Annotated in this window: 14 protein-coding genes; all 14 read left to right on the forward strand. The window is 39.5% G+C overall.

The window, feature by feature from the left end:
* Positions 1-411 precede the first annotated feature (411 nt).
* The 14 genes from ACWODM_RS10500 to ACWODM_RS10565 all read left to right on the forward strand — a co-directional run bounded on the left by ACWODM_RS10500 (position 412) and on the right by ACWODM_RS10565 (position 14,876).
* Positions 412-3,045, forward strand: coding sequence for an HAD-IC family P-type ATPase (locus tag ACWODM_RS10500; protein ID WP_455321330.1), 2,634 nt, complete (start codon positions 412-414; stop codon positions 3,043-3,045).
* 209 nt (positions 3,046-3,254) lie between these two features.
* Positions 3,255-3,494 (forward strand): preprotein translocase subunit SecG, encoded by a 240-nt coding sequence (gene secG, locus ACWODM_RS10505; protein WP_455321331.1) that lies wholly within the window; start codon positions 3,255-3,257, stop codon positions 3,492-3,494.
* 52 nt (positions 3,495-3,546) lie between these two features.
* Positions 3,547-4,335 (forward strand): alpha/beta hydrolase, encoded by a 789-nt coding sequence (locus ACWODM_RS10510; RefSeq protein WP_455321397.1) that lies wholly within the window; start codon positions 3,547-3,549, stop codon positions 4,333-4,335.
* 48 nt (positions 4,336-4,383) lie between these two features.
* Positions 4,384-6,720, forward strand: a complete 2,337-nt coding sequence (gene rnr, locus ACWODM_RS10515) for a ribonuclease R (RefSeq protein WP_455321332.1) — start codon at positions 4,384-4,386, stop codon at positions 6,718-6,720.
* 36 nt (positions 6,721-6,756) lie between these two features.
* Positions 6,757-7,215, forward strand: coding sequence for an SsrA-binding protein SmpB (gene smpB, locus ACWODM_RS10520; RefSeq protein ID WP_455321333.1), 459 nt, complete (start codon positions 6,757-6,759; stop codon positions 7,213-7,215).
* Positions 7,216-7,491: 276 nt separating this feature from the next.
* Complete coding sequence (gene atpB / locus ACWODM_RS10525) at positions 7,492-8,211, forward strand: F0F1 ATP synthase subunit A (protein WP_455321334.1); 720 nt, start codon at positions 7,492-7,494, stop codon at positions 8,209-8,211.
* 30 nt (positions 8,212-8,241) lie between these two features.
* Positions 8,242-8,457: an ATP synthase F0 subunit C gene (gene atpE / locus ACWODM_RS10530; RefSeq protein WP_455321335.1), complete on the forward strand. Its 216-nt coding sequence runs from the start codon at positions 8,242-8,244 to the stop codon at positions 8,455-8,457.
* Positions 8,458-8,549: 92 nt separating this feature from the next.
* Positions 8,550-9,077: a F0F1 ATP synthase subunit B gene (gene atpF / locus ACWODM_RS10535; RefSeq protein ID WP_455321336.1), complete on the forward strand. Its 528-nt coding sequence runs from the start codon at positions 8,550-8,552 to the stop codon at positions 9,075-9,077.
* Positions 9,067-9,609, forward strand: coding sequence for an ATP synthase F1 subunit delta (gene atpH / locus ACWODM_RS10540; protein ID WP_455321337.1), 543 nt, complete (start codon positions 9,067-9,069; stop codon positions 9,607-9,609). Before atpF ends, atpH begins: the two co-directional genes overlap by 11 nt.
* 24 nt (positions 9,610-9,633) lie before the next feature.
* The gene (gene atpA, locus ACWODM_RS10545) at positions 9,634-11,196 is read left to right on the forward strand and encodes a F0F1 ATP synthase subunit alpha (protein WP_455321338.1); all 1,563 of its coding nucleotides are present in this window, start codon (positions 9,634-9,636) and stop codon (positions 11,194-11,196) included.
* Positions 11,197-11,211: 15 nt separating this feature from the next.
* Complete coding sequence (locus ACWODM_RS10550) at positions 11,212-12,114, forward strand: F0F1 ATP synthase subunit gamma (RefSeq protein ID WP_455321339.1); 903 nt, start codon at positions 11,212-11,214, stop codon at positions 12,112-12,114.
* 26 nt (positions 12,115-12,140) lie between these two features.
* Entirely contained in the window at positions 12,141-13,547 is a 1,407-nt protein-coding gene (gene atpD / locus ACWODM_RS10555; RefSeq protein ID WP_455321340.1) for a F0F1 ATP synthase subunit beta, read from the forward strand.
* 13 nt (positions 13,548-13,560) lie between these two features.
* Entirely contained in the window at positions 13,561-13,983 is a 423-nt protein-coding gene (locus ACWODM_RS10560; RefSeq protein WP_455321341.1) for a F0F1 ATP synthase subunit epsilon, read from the forward strand.
* Between the two features lie 659 nt (positions 13,984-14,642).
* Positions 14,643-14,876, forward strand: coding sequence for a DUF1146 family protein (locus ACWODM_RS10565; protein WP_455321342.1), 234 nt, complete (start codon positions 14,643-14,645; stop codon positions 14,874-14,876).
* Positions 14,877-14,902 lie beyond the last annotated feature (26 nt).

Raw genomic sequence — 14,902 nt, forward strand, 5'->3', positions numbered from 1 at the left:
GGCATAGCCAGCCCGTCAAATCAGACTACCATGCCGCAACTCATTATCAAATCAACATCGGAACTTACAGATAACACATGATTTTCACGTTTTTCAAAAAGTGGCTAACTTGTTCTTGAAATTTGGGGATTTAAAAATTTGATGATTTTCTTGAAAAATAAAAAATTGTCAAACTATTTTTTATTTGATATTCTAGCGTTATTCGATAGGGGGTGGTTTCATTGACAAGTGACTCGGAAGACGGTGAGCAGAAAATTTTAGTTTGTTTACCTTATTTCTTAATTGAATAGATTACGTAGGTGCATCTGCCTAGCTCTTTTAGTTAGTACAAGGATGGGCTTATTTGTGTTTTAAAAATTTAATCAATTAGGAGAAGATAAAAACAATTATGAATAAAAAAATATCTATCAAATGGACGTTGAAGAAGTTTTAGAGAAATATGAATTATCTGATTTAGAAAGTGGTTTAAACAATAAGCAAGTTGAAGAAAGTTTACTCATCAATGGTTTCAATAAACTAGAGTCGAAGAAGGTCCCAAAATGGCAACTACTGCTTAGACAATTTAACAATATGATCATTTATATCTTAATGTTTTCAGCATTACTGACGTTGATCATGGGACATACATCAGATACTGTCATCATTGCATTAGTAGTTATTGTCAATGCGTTGATCGGCTATTATCAAGAAGCAAGTGCTTCGGATGCTTTAGAAAGAATCAAAGAAATGTTGTCTTCTGAAGCTACTGTATATAGAGAAGGCATCAGAAAAGATATTCCTTCTGAGGAAGTGTTTGTTGGTGATGTTGTCTTTTTAGAAGCTGGAGATAATGTACCTGCAGATTTAAGAATAGTTGAAGCTGATAATTTCAAGATTCAAGAATCTGCTTTGACGGGTGAGCCAGATTCTGTCGAGAAAATTGAAGAAGCTTTAGAATCAGAAAATATACCACTTGCTGAAAGAGTTAATTTAGCTTTTGCTTCAACTTCTGTTACTTCAGGTAGCGGAGTAGAAATTGTAACGGCGGTTGGTCCAAAAACGGAAATAGGGAAAATTTCAACAGATGTTAATAACACAGAGTCTAGAAAAACGCCTCTAATGAAGGAAATAGATGGATTAGGTAAAGGGATTACTTATGTTATTATGGGTGTGGCGATAGCTCTGTTTGTTTTCAGTCTGATTTTAGAAACCTATTCTTTGTCCGTGCTATCTCTTGCCGTAGTGACCATGATTGTTGGTTCTATTCCTGAAGGATTACCTGCGACAACTTCGGTAGTTTTAGCAATGGGTGTCAGTGATATGGCGAAAAACAAGAATACGATAGTTAAGACGTTACCTGCTGTAGAAACATTAGGCTCAGTAGATGTTGTAGCCACTGATAAAACAGGAACTTTAACTAAAAACGAAATGACTGTGAAAGATATTGTTTTTTACCAAAAACATCTTCACGTATCCGGTGATGGCTATAAACCTGTAGGAGAGATTCTTCATAATAATGATCCGGTTCTTTTAGATGAACAACTTAAATTGTTCTTAGAGGCTGGATTTGAAGCAAATGATACAGTATTAGTAGAAGAAGAAAATCATTGGGAAATTAATGGAGAACCTACGGATGGTTCGTTCTTAACACTTTTTTACAAGCAATTTCCATATCCTGTAAAACCTGTGTATGAGGAAATCGATATGCTTCCTTTTGATTCTGATTACCGTTATATGGCGAAGTTAGTTGAAAATACTAACAACGAGCGGATTATTTTTATAAAAGGTTCGCCAGATAAACTTTTCCCAATGGCACAAGCCTGTGATTCTTCATTTGGTAAGAACTATTGGTTTCAACAAGTAGCTACACTTTCTGAGGAAGGAAAAAGAGTTGTGGCTGTTGGATTCAAAAGAGTTTCCTCGGATATGGAAGAAGTGACACATGAATTGCTTAGCGAAGGGATTGATTTATTGGGGATTGTAGGGATTATTGATCCTCCACGTGAAGAAGTTATTCAGGCGTTAAAGGAAATGAATCATGCAGGTGTTCATGTCAAAATGATCACTGGGGATCACCCATTGACAGCCAAAGTGATAGGTGAAAAACTTGGCTTAGCTCCTGAAATAAATGTGGTTACGGGAGCGGAACTTGATCGTATGTCTCATGAAGAGTTTAAATATGCGGCATTGTATAATCAAGTATTTGCAAGAACCACACCCAAAAATAAAATGGAGATTGTTGAAGCTTTACAAGAAAGTGGAAAAGTAACGGCGATGACAGGAGATGGTGTTAATGATGCGCCAGCTTTAAAGAGAGCTGATATTGGTGTAGCTATGGGGATGAAAGGAACGGATGTTGCGAAAGATTCTGCGGATATGATTCTAACGGATGACAATTTTGGCACAATGTCGGTCGCTATTAGAGAAGGTAGAAGAATCTATGACAATATCAAAAAGAGCATTCTGTTTCTTTTACCAACCTCCTTTGCTGAAGGATTGATTATTGCATTTACAATTTTGATGCAAAAAGAAATGCCCTTACAACCAACACAATTACTATGGATTAATATGGTGTCAGCAATTACTATTCAGTTTTCTTTTATCTTTGAGCCTGCTGAAGAGGGGATTATGAATAGAAAACCACGTAAAACGGAGAATCGCTTGTTAAATAGTCATGATATCTGGCAAATGGCTTACGTATCAGTCTTGATGGCTTTGATCAGTATTGTTTCTTATGAGTGGTTATTAACACAAGGCGTTAGTCAGGCAGTTGCTAGTACGATGATGATTAATATTGTGGTATTGAGTAAGATATTCTATTTATTTAATATTCGTACTAGTCAGTTAGTTCTATCGAAAAGTTTCTTTAGTAATCCTAAAGCCTTTTTGATAATTTTGATTATGATTGTTCTGCAATTGATTTTGATCTATGTACCATTTATGCAATCCGTATTTTACACGGAAGATATGTCGCTGTTAGCATGGGGAATTTCAATTACATCGGGTGTAATTATTTTGGTGATAACTGAAATAGATAAACTTATTCGATTAAAGAGAAGGAAATAAACTGCTAAAATGACCTCCTATAGAATGAAATGAGAAAGCACTGCTGTGATGGCGGTGCTTTTTTGCTGTCCAAAGAAAGTCTTCTATTAAACAGTGCTAATTTCGTTAGAATTTTAGTAAGAAAAAGTTCAAAAGCTACTTCCACTAGTCAACGGTGGGAAAATATGCTAAAGTATATTAGACGATTAATAAGCTAGGAGGTTCCAAGTGTGTATAGTTTTATTTTAGGAGCAGTCATTGTACTTTCAATCATTTTAATTATCGCTATCATGATGCAGCCAAGTAAGCAGAACAGTGCAGCAAGTGCATTTACTGGCGGAGCAGATCAACTTTTTGGGAAACAAAAAGCTCGCGGCTTTGAAGCTGTGATGCAGCGTGCCACTGCTGTGATGGGCGCTATTTGGATGATACTACTTTTTGTGTTAGTTCTACTATCATCTACAAGATAATGAAAAAGAGTTTGAGACAGTGATTTTTCTCAAACTCTTTTTTTCTTTTGATATGTTAAAATTAATAAAGAGGTGTTGTGAATTGAAAAAAAACATAAGTCTACCAAAACCAGTCTTTGCAGAGCATGGAAATAGAGCGGTCTTGTTGCTGCATGCTTATTCAGGAAGTCCGAATGATGTAAGAATGCTTTGCAGACGCTTGGAACAGGAAAACTATACGGTATATTCACCAATGTTTGCTGGACATGGAACCTTTGATCCACAAGATATTTTAAAAGAAAAAGTCAATACATGGTTTGAAAATACAAAAGAGGCGATTCTCTTTTTAAAAAATAAAGGCTATCAAGAAATCGCTGTGCTGGGTCTTTCTATGGGAGGAATCATGGCGATGGGGGCGCTGACATTGGCAGACCCGGCGATCGTAGGAGGCGGCAGTTTTTGTTCGCCTATCTTTAAAGCGGAGAATCATGTACCGGAAAATTTTATTCGGTATGCGGAACAGGTGCTAGGTTATTCCAATTTTACAGAGTCGGAACAAAAAGCGATGATGCCTGAGATCGAACAAGAGGCGTATCGACAATTAGCAGCGATCGAAGCCTTTGCAGAAAAGGTTAGTCAGCAGTTAGAAAAAATTGAGCGTCCGGTCTTTCTCGCGCAGGCAGGAAAAGATAAAATGATCGATCCTTTCACTGTTTTTGAAACAGCCAAGGGATTGGTCCACACAAAGACAACGATTCAATGGTACCCTGAAAGTGGACATGTCGTGACTGTAGATAAAGAAAGAAAAGAATTTGAGAAAGACGTGGTTTCCTTCATAGAGAGCCTGTCTTGGAAAGAATAACAATAAAAAACGAAATTTAAGTCATAAAATGAATGAGGAATAAATAAAATGAAAGAAACAATAAAAACAAAGGTTTTACTGTTTATGGAACAGAGCCGCAAAAAAAGTTTTTCGATGGAAGAACTTGCGGAGAACCTGAAACTACAAAAAAGTGAAGATTTTAAAGCATTGGTTCAAACGATTGCGATGATGGAAAGAGAGAAGTTGGTGGTTTTCAATAAAAAAGGCAAGATCAAACTACCAGAACAAAACATCGTGATTGAAGGAACTTTTCGTGCAAATAGCCGTGGATTTGGGTTTGTGACGATCGATCCGGAAGAAGACGATGTGTTCATTCCAAAAGAAGCTACCGGTTATGCGATGGATGGCGACGTTGTAGCGATTGATATTGTAAAACCTGCGGATCCCTTTAGTGATCGAGGTGCAGAAGGGAAAGTAGTAGACGTTCGTCAGCGACAAAATAATCAAATCGTGGGAGAATTCAGTGCTTTTTCGGAGGACGAGATCAAAGAATCGGATCTTTATGGTGTGGTTAAGCCAAAAGATAAGAAGCTGGAAGAACTACAGGTTTTTGTTGCAGCAGAAGGCATTCGACCAGTCGATGGGAGTATCGTGATCGTAGAAATTACCCATTATCCTGAAAAAGGCTATGCGGCGAGCTTAGAAGGAATGGTCAAGCGAGTGATCGGACATAAGAACGATCCTGGAATGGATATTCTATCGATCGTTGTTGCCAATGGTATTCCAACGAAATTTCCAGATGAAGTATTGGCTGAAGCGGATGCTGTACCAAGTGAGATTGATCCAGCGGCTTTTCCTGAAAGAAGAGATTTAAGAAACCAAATGATCGTAACGATCGATGGGGAAGATGCAAAAGATTTGGACGATGCGGTGACTGTACAGAAATTAGACAACGGCAACTACTTTTTAGGTGTCCATATTGCCGATGTTTCTCATTATGTCACTGAAGACAGTCAGTTGGACAGAGAAGCCTTTGAACGCGGGACCAGTGTCTATTTGACAGACAGAGTGATCCCAATGCTGCCACAGAGACTGTCAAACGGTATCTGTTCTTTGAATCCTCAGGTGCCGAGACTAGCAATGAGTTGTGAAATGGAAATAGACTCTCAAGGACAGGTCGTGTCCCATGAGATTTTTCAAAGTATTATTCAAACGACGGAAAGAATGACCTATACAGCGGTCAATGAGATTTTAGAAGAACAGAATCCAGAGACGATGCAGCGCTATGAGCAACTGGTTCCTATGTTTGAAGAAATGGGTGAGCTACACCGTATTTTGGAAAAGATGCGTGTTCAACGTGGAGCGGTTTCTTTTGAAGACCGTGAAGCCAAGGTACTGGTTGATACAGAGGGACATCCATTGGAGATTCTCCTGCGTTCACGGGGAATTGGTGAGCGATTGATCGAGTCCTTTATGCTAGCTGCTAATGAAACAGTCGCTGAGCATTTCAATCGATTGAAATTTCCTTTCATCTATCGGATCCATGAAGATCCTAAAGAAGAAAAACTGCAACGTTTCTTTAGTTTTGCTGCGGCTTTAGGTATTTTGGTCAAACAGACAAAGGGAACGATCACACCCAAAGATCTACAAACAATCGTAGAAGATGTGGCAGACAAACCAGAGTCAATGGTGATCAATACGATGCTGTTGCGCAGTATGCAACAGGCAAAATATTCTGAAGACAACTATGGTCACTATGGATTGGCAGCAGAATACTATACACACTTCACCTCACCGATCCGTCGGTATCCTGATTTGATCGTCCATCGTCTGATCCGTTCGTATGCGGAGGATGCTACCGAAGAAAAACAAGCAATTTGGGCGGAAAAACTGCCAGATATCGCAGTGCATAGTTCTCAAATGGAAAGACGTGCTGTTGAAGCAGAGCGTGAAGTCGATGCAATGAAAAAAGCTGAGTTCATGGCAGACCATATTGACGAAGAATTTGAAGGAATCATTAGTTCCGTCGTTAAGTTTGGTATTTTTGTAGAGTTGCCAAATACGATCGAAGGCTTGATCCACATCAACGCCTTAAAACAAGATTACTTCCATTATTTGGAGAGTCATCTGGCACTGGTTGGCGAACGAACGGGTATGACTTTTAAAATTGGGCAAAAAGTCAAGATCCGTGTGGTAAAAGCGGATCCTGAAACCCGAGAGATCGATTTTGAGTTGATTGAAGCGGAAGAAGTCGAAAATGTACAAATCGACAAAAACCGCCAGCAAAGACGACGTCAAAAACCTTCAAATCAAGAGAAAAAACCGCAAAAACAACAAACGAGTAATAAAAAGAAACCGAAGAAAAAGAAAAAAGAACCTTTTTATAAAAAAGCAGTGAAAAAAAAGGGGAAGAAGAACCGATAGTACTAGAGTAAAGTTCTAAAGGAATGGAGGAAGAGAATGCCAAAAGGTGAAGGAAAACTTATCGCGCAAAATAGAAAAGCCCGACATGATTATACGGTCGTTGATACAATGGAAGCCGGGATCGTTTTGCAAGGGACTGAAATCAAATCGATCCGTAACAGCCGCATCAATTTAAAAGACGGTTTTGTTCGGATTCGTAATGGTGAGGCGTTTCTTTATAACGTTCATATCAGTCCCTATGAGCAAGGCAATATTTTTAATCACGATCCTCTGCGGACACGTAAATTGCTATTGCACAAGAAACAGATTGCTAAATTAATGGGCGAGACTAAGAACACCGGAATGACAATCGTTCCATTGAAGGTCTACATCAAAAATGGTTATGCCAAAGTCTTGATTGGCTTGGCGAAAGGGAAGAAAGAATACGACAAACGTGAAACATTGAAGAGAAAAGATCAAGATCGTCAGCTGCAACGTGTGATGAAAAACTATTAGAAACAATTGGATTCAGATTTGATCAGAATGCCTTTTTGTATTCTCAAAAACACTGATGTCAAGCGTTTTTTCTGAATAAACCGCTTATTATTATAAAAACTTAGGTGTTTTCAATTTTTGATTCGTTTTTTCAATGGTTTGTTTTGTACATTTCCATGAAAATCTTTTGAAATTTTTCTTTTTCGGTGGTATGATACCGATTGTTATAACAGCTAGACGAATAGCTTGTCAGCTCATTGTCTAGCGTGAAGTTTAGAGGAAAAGAGGTGAGTAATTTTGGAAGAACGCTCACTACTGTTTAAAATCGGTCCTTTATGGTTTGATGGAACAGTACTATTGATGACGCTCCTTACATGTGTCATTGTCTTTACGATCGTTTTTGTTTGTACAAGAAATTTACAAATAAAACCGAAAGGCAAGCAAAACTTTATTGAGTATATTATTGATTTTGTGCGAGGAATTGTTTCTGATCAATTGCCAAATAAAGAAGTAAATAATTATCATTTGTTAGCATTTACGTTATTTTTCTTTATTCTGATTGCCAATGAGATTGGGCTAGTGACTAAAATCGTGACGGAGCAGGAAATCTCGCTCTGGAAAAGTCCAACAGCAGATCCAATTGTGACTTTGAGTTTGGCCTTTATGGTTATCCTAATCACGCATTATTTCGGTGTGAAAAAACTGGGATTCAAAGCTTACTTTAAAAATTCGTACCTAACACCCGTTAGTATCATCTTACCTATTAAGCTTTTGGAAGAATTCACCAATGTAATCAGCTTAGGTTTGCGTTTATATGGAAATATTTTTGCAGGTGAAGTTCTTTTGGGATTAATCGTTTCGATGGTAAATAACTTAGGTTGGTTGACACTACCGTTAGCTATACCGCTAGAAATGGTTTGGATTGGTTTCTCATTGTTCATCGGTGGGATTCAAGCCTATGTCTTCGTTACTTTGACGATGGTATTTTTAAGCCACAAAATTGAAATGGAAGAGTAAGAATGTTCATTAATTAGGAGGAAAATTATTATGGAATTTATCGCAGCAGGAATGGCAATTATTGGAGCAGCATTGGGTGCTGCCTATGGGAACTCAAAAGTAGTTGCACAAGCATTGGAATCAATGGCTCGTCAACCTGAGATGGCCAAAGAATTACGTTCAAATATGATTTTAGGGATGGCTTTTATTGAAGCTGTACCGATTTTAGGTATTGTTATTGCTTTACTTCTAGTTTTACAAGGCTAACAAAATAAAGCAGAAGATTCTTCTGCTTTTTTTGTGAGGGTAGAAGATTCATAAAAAGAATTGAAATTTTTTAAATAAAGGAGTTGCGGCGTATGTTAAATCATTTGGTTCTGTCTGTGGCAGAAGTACACAATACAATGATCAGTAACATGATCGTTGTTACGGGTTCATTCGTCCTCTTACTTGTACTGTTAAAGATTTTTGCATGGGATTCGATTGCAGCAATTTTGAAAAAACGTGAAGATAAGATTGCCAATGATTTAGATTCAGCAGAACAATCACGCGTAGATGCAGCTAAGCTAGCAGAAGAACGCGAAACACAGTTGTCTCACTCACGTGTTGAGGCATCTGAAATCATTAAAAGTGCAAGAGATACTGGAGAAACTAGCCGCCAAGCAATTGTCAGTGACGCAAAAAAAGAAGCTTCTCGTTTGAAAGAGAAGGCTCAAAGCGATATTTCTATCGAACGTCAGGCAGCATTTGCTTCAATTAAAGACGATGTAGCGGACATCTCGCTTCAAATCGCTGAAAAAATCTTGAGTCAGGAGCTTTCTCCAGAAGCTCACCAAACATTGATTGATCAATGTATTGACGGTTTAGGAAAAAAAGATGAAGCTTGATAAAATCACGGTTGCTAAACGTTACGGTAAAGCGTTATTTGAATTGGCGGTCGAATCTCAGCAAACCGAGAACGTTCATCGCGAGTTGATGAAAGTACGAGAAATCTTTGAAAGTCTTGATAGATTGGGAGATCTATTAAGTGATGCCCGCTTGGATCTACATGAGAAGCGTGCAATCATGGATACCTTGCTACAAGGATTTGAAGGTATCGTCCATGATTCACTGGAAATCATTTATCAGTATGATCGCATGTATGATATTCTTTTGATCATTGATGAGTTTGAAAGAAGATACAATGACAGTCAGGGAATCGCAACTGGATTCGTGACCTCAGCTGTTCCACTGAAAGAAAAACAAAGAGAACAGCTGTCACAAAAGATGGCTGTGCAACTAGGCTATCAAAAAGTACATTTAACGGAAATAGTCGACCCCGAAATACTTGGTGGTGTCATCGTTGAAACGAATCACTTTGTTGTCGATGGGAGTATTCGAAGCCGTTTAGAACGTTTGCGCAAAGAGCTGCGTAATTAAAACAAGAAGTAAGAGGTGAATCGAATGGCCATTAAAGCAGAAGAAATCAGTGCTTTGATCAAAGAACAGATACAAAACTATCAGAGTAAACTTTCTATAGAAGAAGTGGGAACTGTTACGTATATTGGTGACGGGATCGCCCGTGCGCATGGACTTGAAAATGCGATGAGTGGAGAGTTGCTTGAATTTTCAAATGGTTCTTTCGGTATGGCGCAAAATTTGGAGTCAAATGATGTAGGGATCATTATTTTAGGAGATTTTGAAACCATTCGCGAAGGAGATAAAGTAAAACGTACAGGTCGTATTATGGAAGTACCTGTGGGTGAAGCAATGATTGGTCGTGTAGTGAATCCTCTAGGTCAGCCAATTGATGGAAATGGACCGATCAAAACAGAGAACTTTCGTCCAGTAGAAGCAGAAGCGCCAGGAGTGATGGATAGAAAATCAGTTTCTGAGCCAATGCAAACAGGCTTGAAAGCTATTGATGCCCTTGTTCCGATCGGTCGTGGTCAGCGTGAATTAGTGATCGGTGACAGAAAAACAGGGAAAACCTCGATTGCGATCGATGCGATCATCAATCAAAAAGGACAAAACATGATCTGTATTTATGTTGCGATCGGACAAAAAGATTCAACTGTTCGTGCACAAGTGGAAACACTGCGTCAGCATGGCGCCTTAGATTACACGATCGTCGTGGCTGCCGGTGCTTCTCAACCAGCACCGTTGTTATATCTGGCACCGTATGCAGGAACAGCTATGGGTGAAGAGTTCATGTACAATGGACAACACGTTTTAATCGTTTTTGACGATTTGTCAAAACAAGCGGTTGCTTATCGTGAACTTTCCTTACTGTTACGCCGTCCACCAGGTCGTGAAGCTTATCCAGGGGATGTTTTTTATCTGCATTCCCGTTTGCTGGAACGTGCAGCGAAACTGAACGATGAATTAGGCGGTGGGTCAATGACCGCACTACCGTTTGTAGAAACACAGGCTGGAGATATTTCAGCTTACATTCCTACCAACGTGATTTCGATCACAGATGGTCAAATCTTTTTAGAAAATGATTTGTTCTATTCTGGTGTTCGTCCAGCAGTAGCAGCCGGCTTGTCTGTTTCCCGTGTAGGTGGATCAGCACAAATCAAAGCGATGAAAAAAGTTGCGGGTACTTTGCGTCTAGACTTAGCAAGTTATCGAGAATTAGAAGCATTTACCCAATTTGGTTCTGATTTGGATGCAGCAACACAGGCCAAGTTGAATCGTGGTCGAAGAACAGTAGAAATCTTGAAACAAAAACTACACGCACCACTGCCTGTTGAAAAACAAGTCGTGATCTTGTACGCACTGACACATGGTTTTATTGACAGCGTGCCAGTCAATAGTATTTTAGATTTTGAAGACAGATTGTTTGCTCATATGGAAGCGAAGTATGAGCATTTGTTTGAAACGATTCGTACAACCAAAGATTTACCAGCAACAGAAGAGCTAGATGCAGCGATCAAGGAGTTCCAAGAGGCTTTCGTAGCTGAAAAGAATCAGCAAAACAAAGCATTTATCAAAGAGCATTTGGCATCGATGAGTCAATCATAAAAGAGGTGAAAAACAATGGGAGCTTCTCTTAACGAGATCAAGCAACGGATCAATTCCACAAAGAAGACCAGTCAAATCACCAAAGCCATGCAAATGGTATCGGCTTCTAAACTGACAAAATCTGAAACACATGCCGAACAATTTCAAATTTATGCAGAAAAAGTCCGTGAGATCGTGACTCATATTACCAGAACACAGTTAACAAAAATTGCGAAATCCTCCAATCCGGATGAATTAGACTTCAACAGTATGCTAATTAGTCGTCCGGTCAAAAAAACCGGCTATATTGTGATTACTTCTGATGGTGGTTTAGTTGGTGGATACAACAGTTCAATTTTAAAACAAATGATGAATATGCTAGAGCGTGACCATGAGTCCGCTTCAGAATACGTTATGATCGCAATCGGTGGAACTGGCGCAGATTTCTTTAAAGCTAGAGGAATCAACATTGCGTATGAATTGCATCATCTTTCTGACCAACCTAGTTTTGAAGAGGTAAGAAAGATCGTCAATCTGACGACTTCGATGTATCAAAATGAAGTTTTTGACGAACTGTATGTTTGTTACAATCACCATATCAATTCGTTGACTAGTCAGTTTCGTTTTGAAAAAATGTTGCCGATCACTAGATTAGATCCGGAAGAGGCGACAGAATACGAACAGGAATATATTTTTGAGCCTTCAAAAGAAGCGATCCTAAATCAGTTACTGCCTCAGTATGCAGAAAGTTTGATTTATGGTGCGATCGTGGATGCGAAAACTGCTGAGCATGCAGCAGGTATGACCGCAATGAAGACAGCAACAGATAATGCGATCAACATTATCGATGATCTAACGATTTCTTATAATCGTGCACGTCAAGGGGCAATTACCCAAGAAATTACTGAAATCGTAGGTGGAGCGGCAGCGCTCGAGTGATTTCGTGAATGAACGGAGGAAAAAAAATGAGTTCAGGCAAGATTGTTCAAGTCATCGGTCCCGTAGTTGACGTGGAATTCTCTTTGGACCAATCCTTACCAGACATCAACAATGCGTTGGTTGTCTATAAAAAAAATGAAGAAAAAACAAAAGTAGTCCTTGAAGCTGCTCTGGAGCTGGGAGATGGTGTGATCCGTACGATCGCTATGCAGTCAACAGATGGTTTGCAACGAGGGATGGAAGTTGTGGATACTGAGGAATCGATTTCAGTACCTGTAGGTCAGGAAACACTGGGACGTGTATTTAATGTCTTAGGAGATACAATCGATTTAGAAGCCCCTTTCCCAGCAGAGGTTGCGCGTAGTGGTATCCATAAAAAAGCGCCAGCTTTTGATGAATTGAGCACGAGTACCGAAATTTTGGAAACAGGGATCAAAGTAATCGATTTGCTAGCACCTTATTTAAAAGGTGGGAAAGTCGGTTTGTTTGGTGGAGCCGGTGTCGGTAAAACGGTACTGATCCAGGAATTGATCCATAATATCGCTCAGGAACATGGTGGGATCTCTGTCTTTACGGGTGTGGGGGAACGCACGCGTGAAGGGAACGACCTTTACCATGAAATGAAAGATTCAGGAGTTATTGAGAAAACAGCAATGGTCTTTGGCCAAATGAATGAACCGCCGGGTGCGCGTATGCGTGTTGCTTTGACCGGTTTGACGATCGCAGAGTATTTCCGTGATGTTGAAGGACAGGATGTATTATTGTTTATCGATAATATTTTCCGTTTTACACAAGCTGGTTCTGAAGTTTCAGCTTTACTAGGACGTATGCCATCAGCTGTAGGGTATCAACCTACACTGGCAACTGAGATGGGACAACTGCAGGAACGAATCACTTCAACGAAGAAAGGTTCGATCACATCGATCCAAGCGATCTATGTCCCTGCGGATGATTATACCGATCCAGCTCCGGCAACTGCGTTTGCCCATTTGGATGCTACAACCAATCTGGAACGCCGCTTGACAGAGCAAGGAATCTATCCTGCAGTCGATCCATTGGCTTCGTCATCCAGTGCTTTAGCACCAGAAATCGTCGGAGAAGAGCATTACAATGTCGCAAGTGAAGTTCAGCGTACTTTGCAGCGTTATCGTGAATTACAAGATATCATTGCGATCTTGGGGATGGATGAACTTTCTGAAGATGAGAAAGTCTTAGTTTCTCGGGCACGACGTATCCAGTTCTTCCTTTCTCAAAACTTCCATGTAGCTGAACAGTTTACAGGTCAGCCAGGTTCGTATGTTCCAGTTTCTGAAACGATCAAAGGCTTTAGAGAGATTTTGGATGGAAAATACGATTCTCTGCCGGAAGAAGCCTTCCGAAGTGTCGGAAAAATCGAAGATGTTGTAGAAAAAGCGAAAAACTTAGGTTACTAGAAAGAGGTGCCATATGGATCAATGTTTAACGGTCAATATTGTCACACCTAGTGGGATCGTCTATGATCATCATGCGAAACTTGTCGTTGTGCGAACGATCAACGGAGAATTAGGAATTTTACCTCAACATGCTCCGATCATCGTTCCGCTAACGATTGACGAGGTTCGGATCAAACGGATCGATTCAGAGACTCATATCGATTGGATCGCTGTCAATGGCGGAATCATGGAGGTTCGTGATGATCAAGTAACGATCATTGCCGATAGTGCGGAGCGCGCGCGCGAAATCGATCTGTCTCGTGCGGAGAGAGCCAAGCTGCGTGCAGAGCGTTTGATTGCTGAAGCGAAAGAGCTGGAAGATATAGACGAACTGCGTCGTGCAACTGTTGCCTTGCATCGTGCGATCAATCGGATCAATGTTTCAAAACATTTATAGAAAAAATCTTCTCATTACGGTGGGAAGATTTTTTTTGATCAATGATAGCTACGTGCAGCGTACAACAACGTCTACTTTTATCGGTCGTCAGACCACCCTAAGCACACTTAAAGTTCATTTCTTTTATGTAGTCAGTAGTTTTGGATCAACGTCATTAAATTTTATTCTCTTCATGTGGATCTGCCTACGAACTGAAAGGTTCTGGCAGCTGCCAATTTTTATTGTTAAGGTGTCGAGTCCCAGTCATTCATATTGTCACTTGAACTGCAGCCTAGTTATTTCCTTGGACTAATCTTGAACAGTAAAGCTAGTGTAGCAGAGAGTGGTCTTGTGTTGTTGCCGTGTTTCGAACTCAAAAACAATCCTGTGATAGTCACTTTCTAGGTGAATAGGATATTGTAGACTGCGGCAAATTGAAAGAGAAGCAGGAGCGAGAAGAGAGCGTCACACCGCTTCTATAGTTGCCTTGAAACAAAAACTTTTTGTCCTTCGACACTTTATGCACAGAGCACTGTCAATTGCAAGAGATAATGAAAGATAGATGAGAAAGATTATAAAAAAACGGTTTAAAATCTTTTAAAAAGTGTGATTATTTTTTTATTTGTCAGATTTATGGTATTATATAGAGTGAATTTTTGTAAAAAGAAGGGGCGACTCAAATGCATGTTTATGGAATTGACGCTTTGATTCGAATAATTAGTCATTTGGCTATGATTTACTTAGCTTTTTGGGGACTAGGTGCCTTGCGTATCGAGGCTTTTTTCAAACACCTTCATACAACACAAATTCGTTTGATTCTTGTATTGATGGCTGTAGCGATCGGCTACACAGCAAGTTCATTCTTTCTGGAGATCATTGTATTGTGCAAGAATTTATTTTTAACAGTTTTTTAACAACTATCGAAAATTACTTAAAATAA

The sequence above is a fragment of the Enterococcus olivae genome, assembly GCF_053760925.1.

What these genes read in the sequence shown, in the direction of transcription:
- ACWODM_RS10500 (WP_455321330.1), top strand. Translation starts at nt 412, where the DNA reads ATGGACGTTGAAGAAGTTTTAGAGAAATATGAATTATCTGATTTAGAA.
- ACWODM_RS10510 (WP_455321397.1), top strand. Translation starts at nt 3,547, where the DNA reads ATGTTAAAATTAATAAAGAGGTGTTGTGAATTGAAAAAAAACATAAGT.
- rnr (WP_455321332.1), top strand. Translation starts at nt 4,384, where the DNA reads ATGAAAGAAACAATAAAAACAAAGGTTTTACTGTTTATGGAACAGAGC.
- smpB (WP_455321333.1), top strand. Translation starts at nt 6,757, where the DNA reads ATGCCAAAAGGTGAAGGAAAACTTATCGCGCAAAATAGAAAAGCCCGA.
- atpE (WP_455321335.1), top strand. Translation starts at nt 8,242, where the DNA reads ATGGAATTTATCGCAGCAGGAATGGCAATTATTGGAGCAGCATTGGGT.
- atpF (WP_455321336.1), top strand. Translation starts at nt 8,550, where the DNA reads ATGTTAAATCATTTGGTTCTGTCTGTGGCAGAAGTACACAATACAATG.
- atpH (WP_455321337.1), top strand. Translation starts at nt 9,067, where the DNA reads ATGAAGCTTGATAAAATCACGGTTGCTAAACGTTACGGTAAAGCGTTA.
- atpA (WP_455321338.1), top strand. Translation starts at nt 9,634, where the DNA reads ATGGCCATTAAAGCAGAAGAAATCAGTGCTTTGATCAAAGAACAGATA.
- ACWODM_RS10550 (WP_455321339.1), top strand. Translation starts at nt 11,212, where the DNA reads ATGGGAGCTTCTCTTAACGAGATCAAGCAACGGATCAATTCCACAAAG.
- atpD (WP_455321340.1), top strand. Translation starts at nt 12,141, where the DNA reads ATGAGTTCAGGCAAGATTGTTCAAGTCATCGGTCCCGTAGTTGACGTG.
- ACWODM_RS10560 (WP_455321341.1), top strand. Translation starts at nt 13,561, where the DNA reads ATGGATCAATGTTTAACGGTCAATATTGTCACACCTAGTGGGATCGTC.
- ACWODM_RS10565 (WP_455321342.1), top strand. Translation starts at nt 14,643, where the DNA reads ATGCATGTTTATGGAATTGACGCTTTGATTCGAATAATTAGTCATTTG.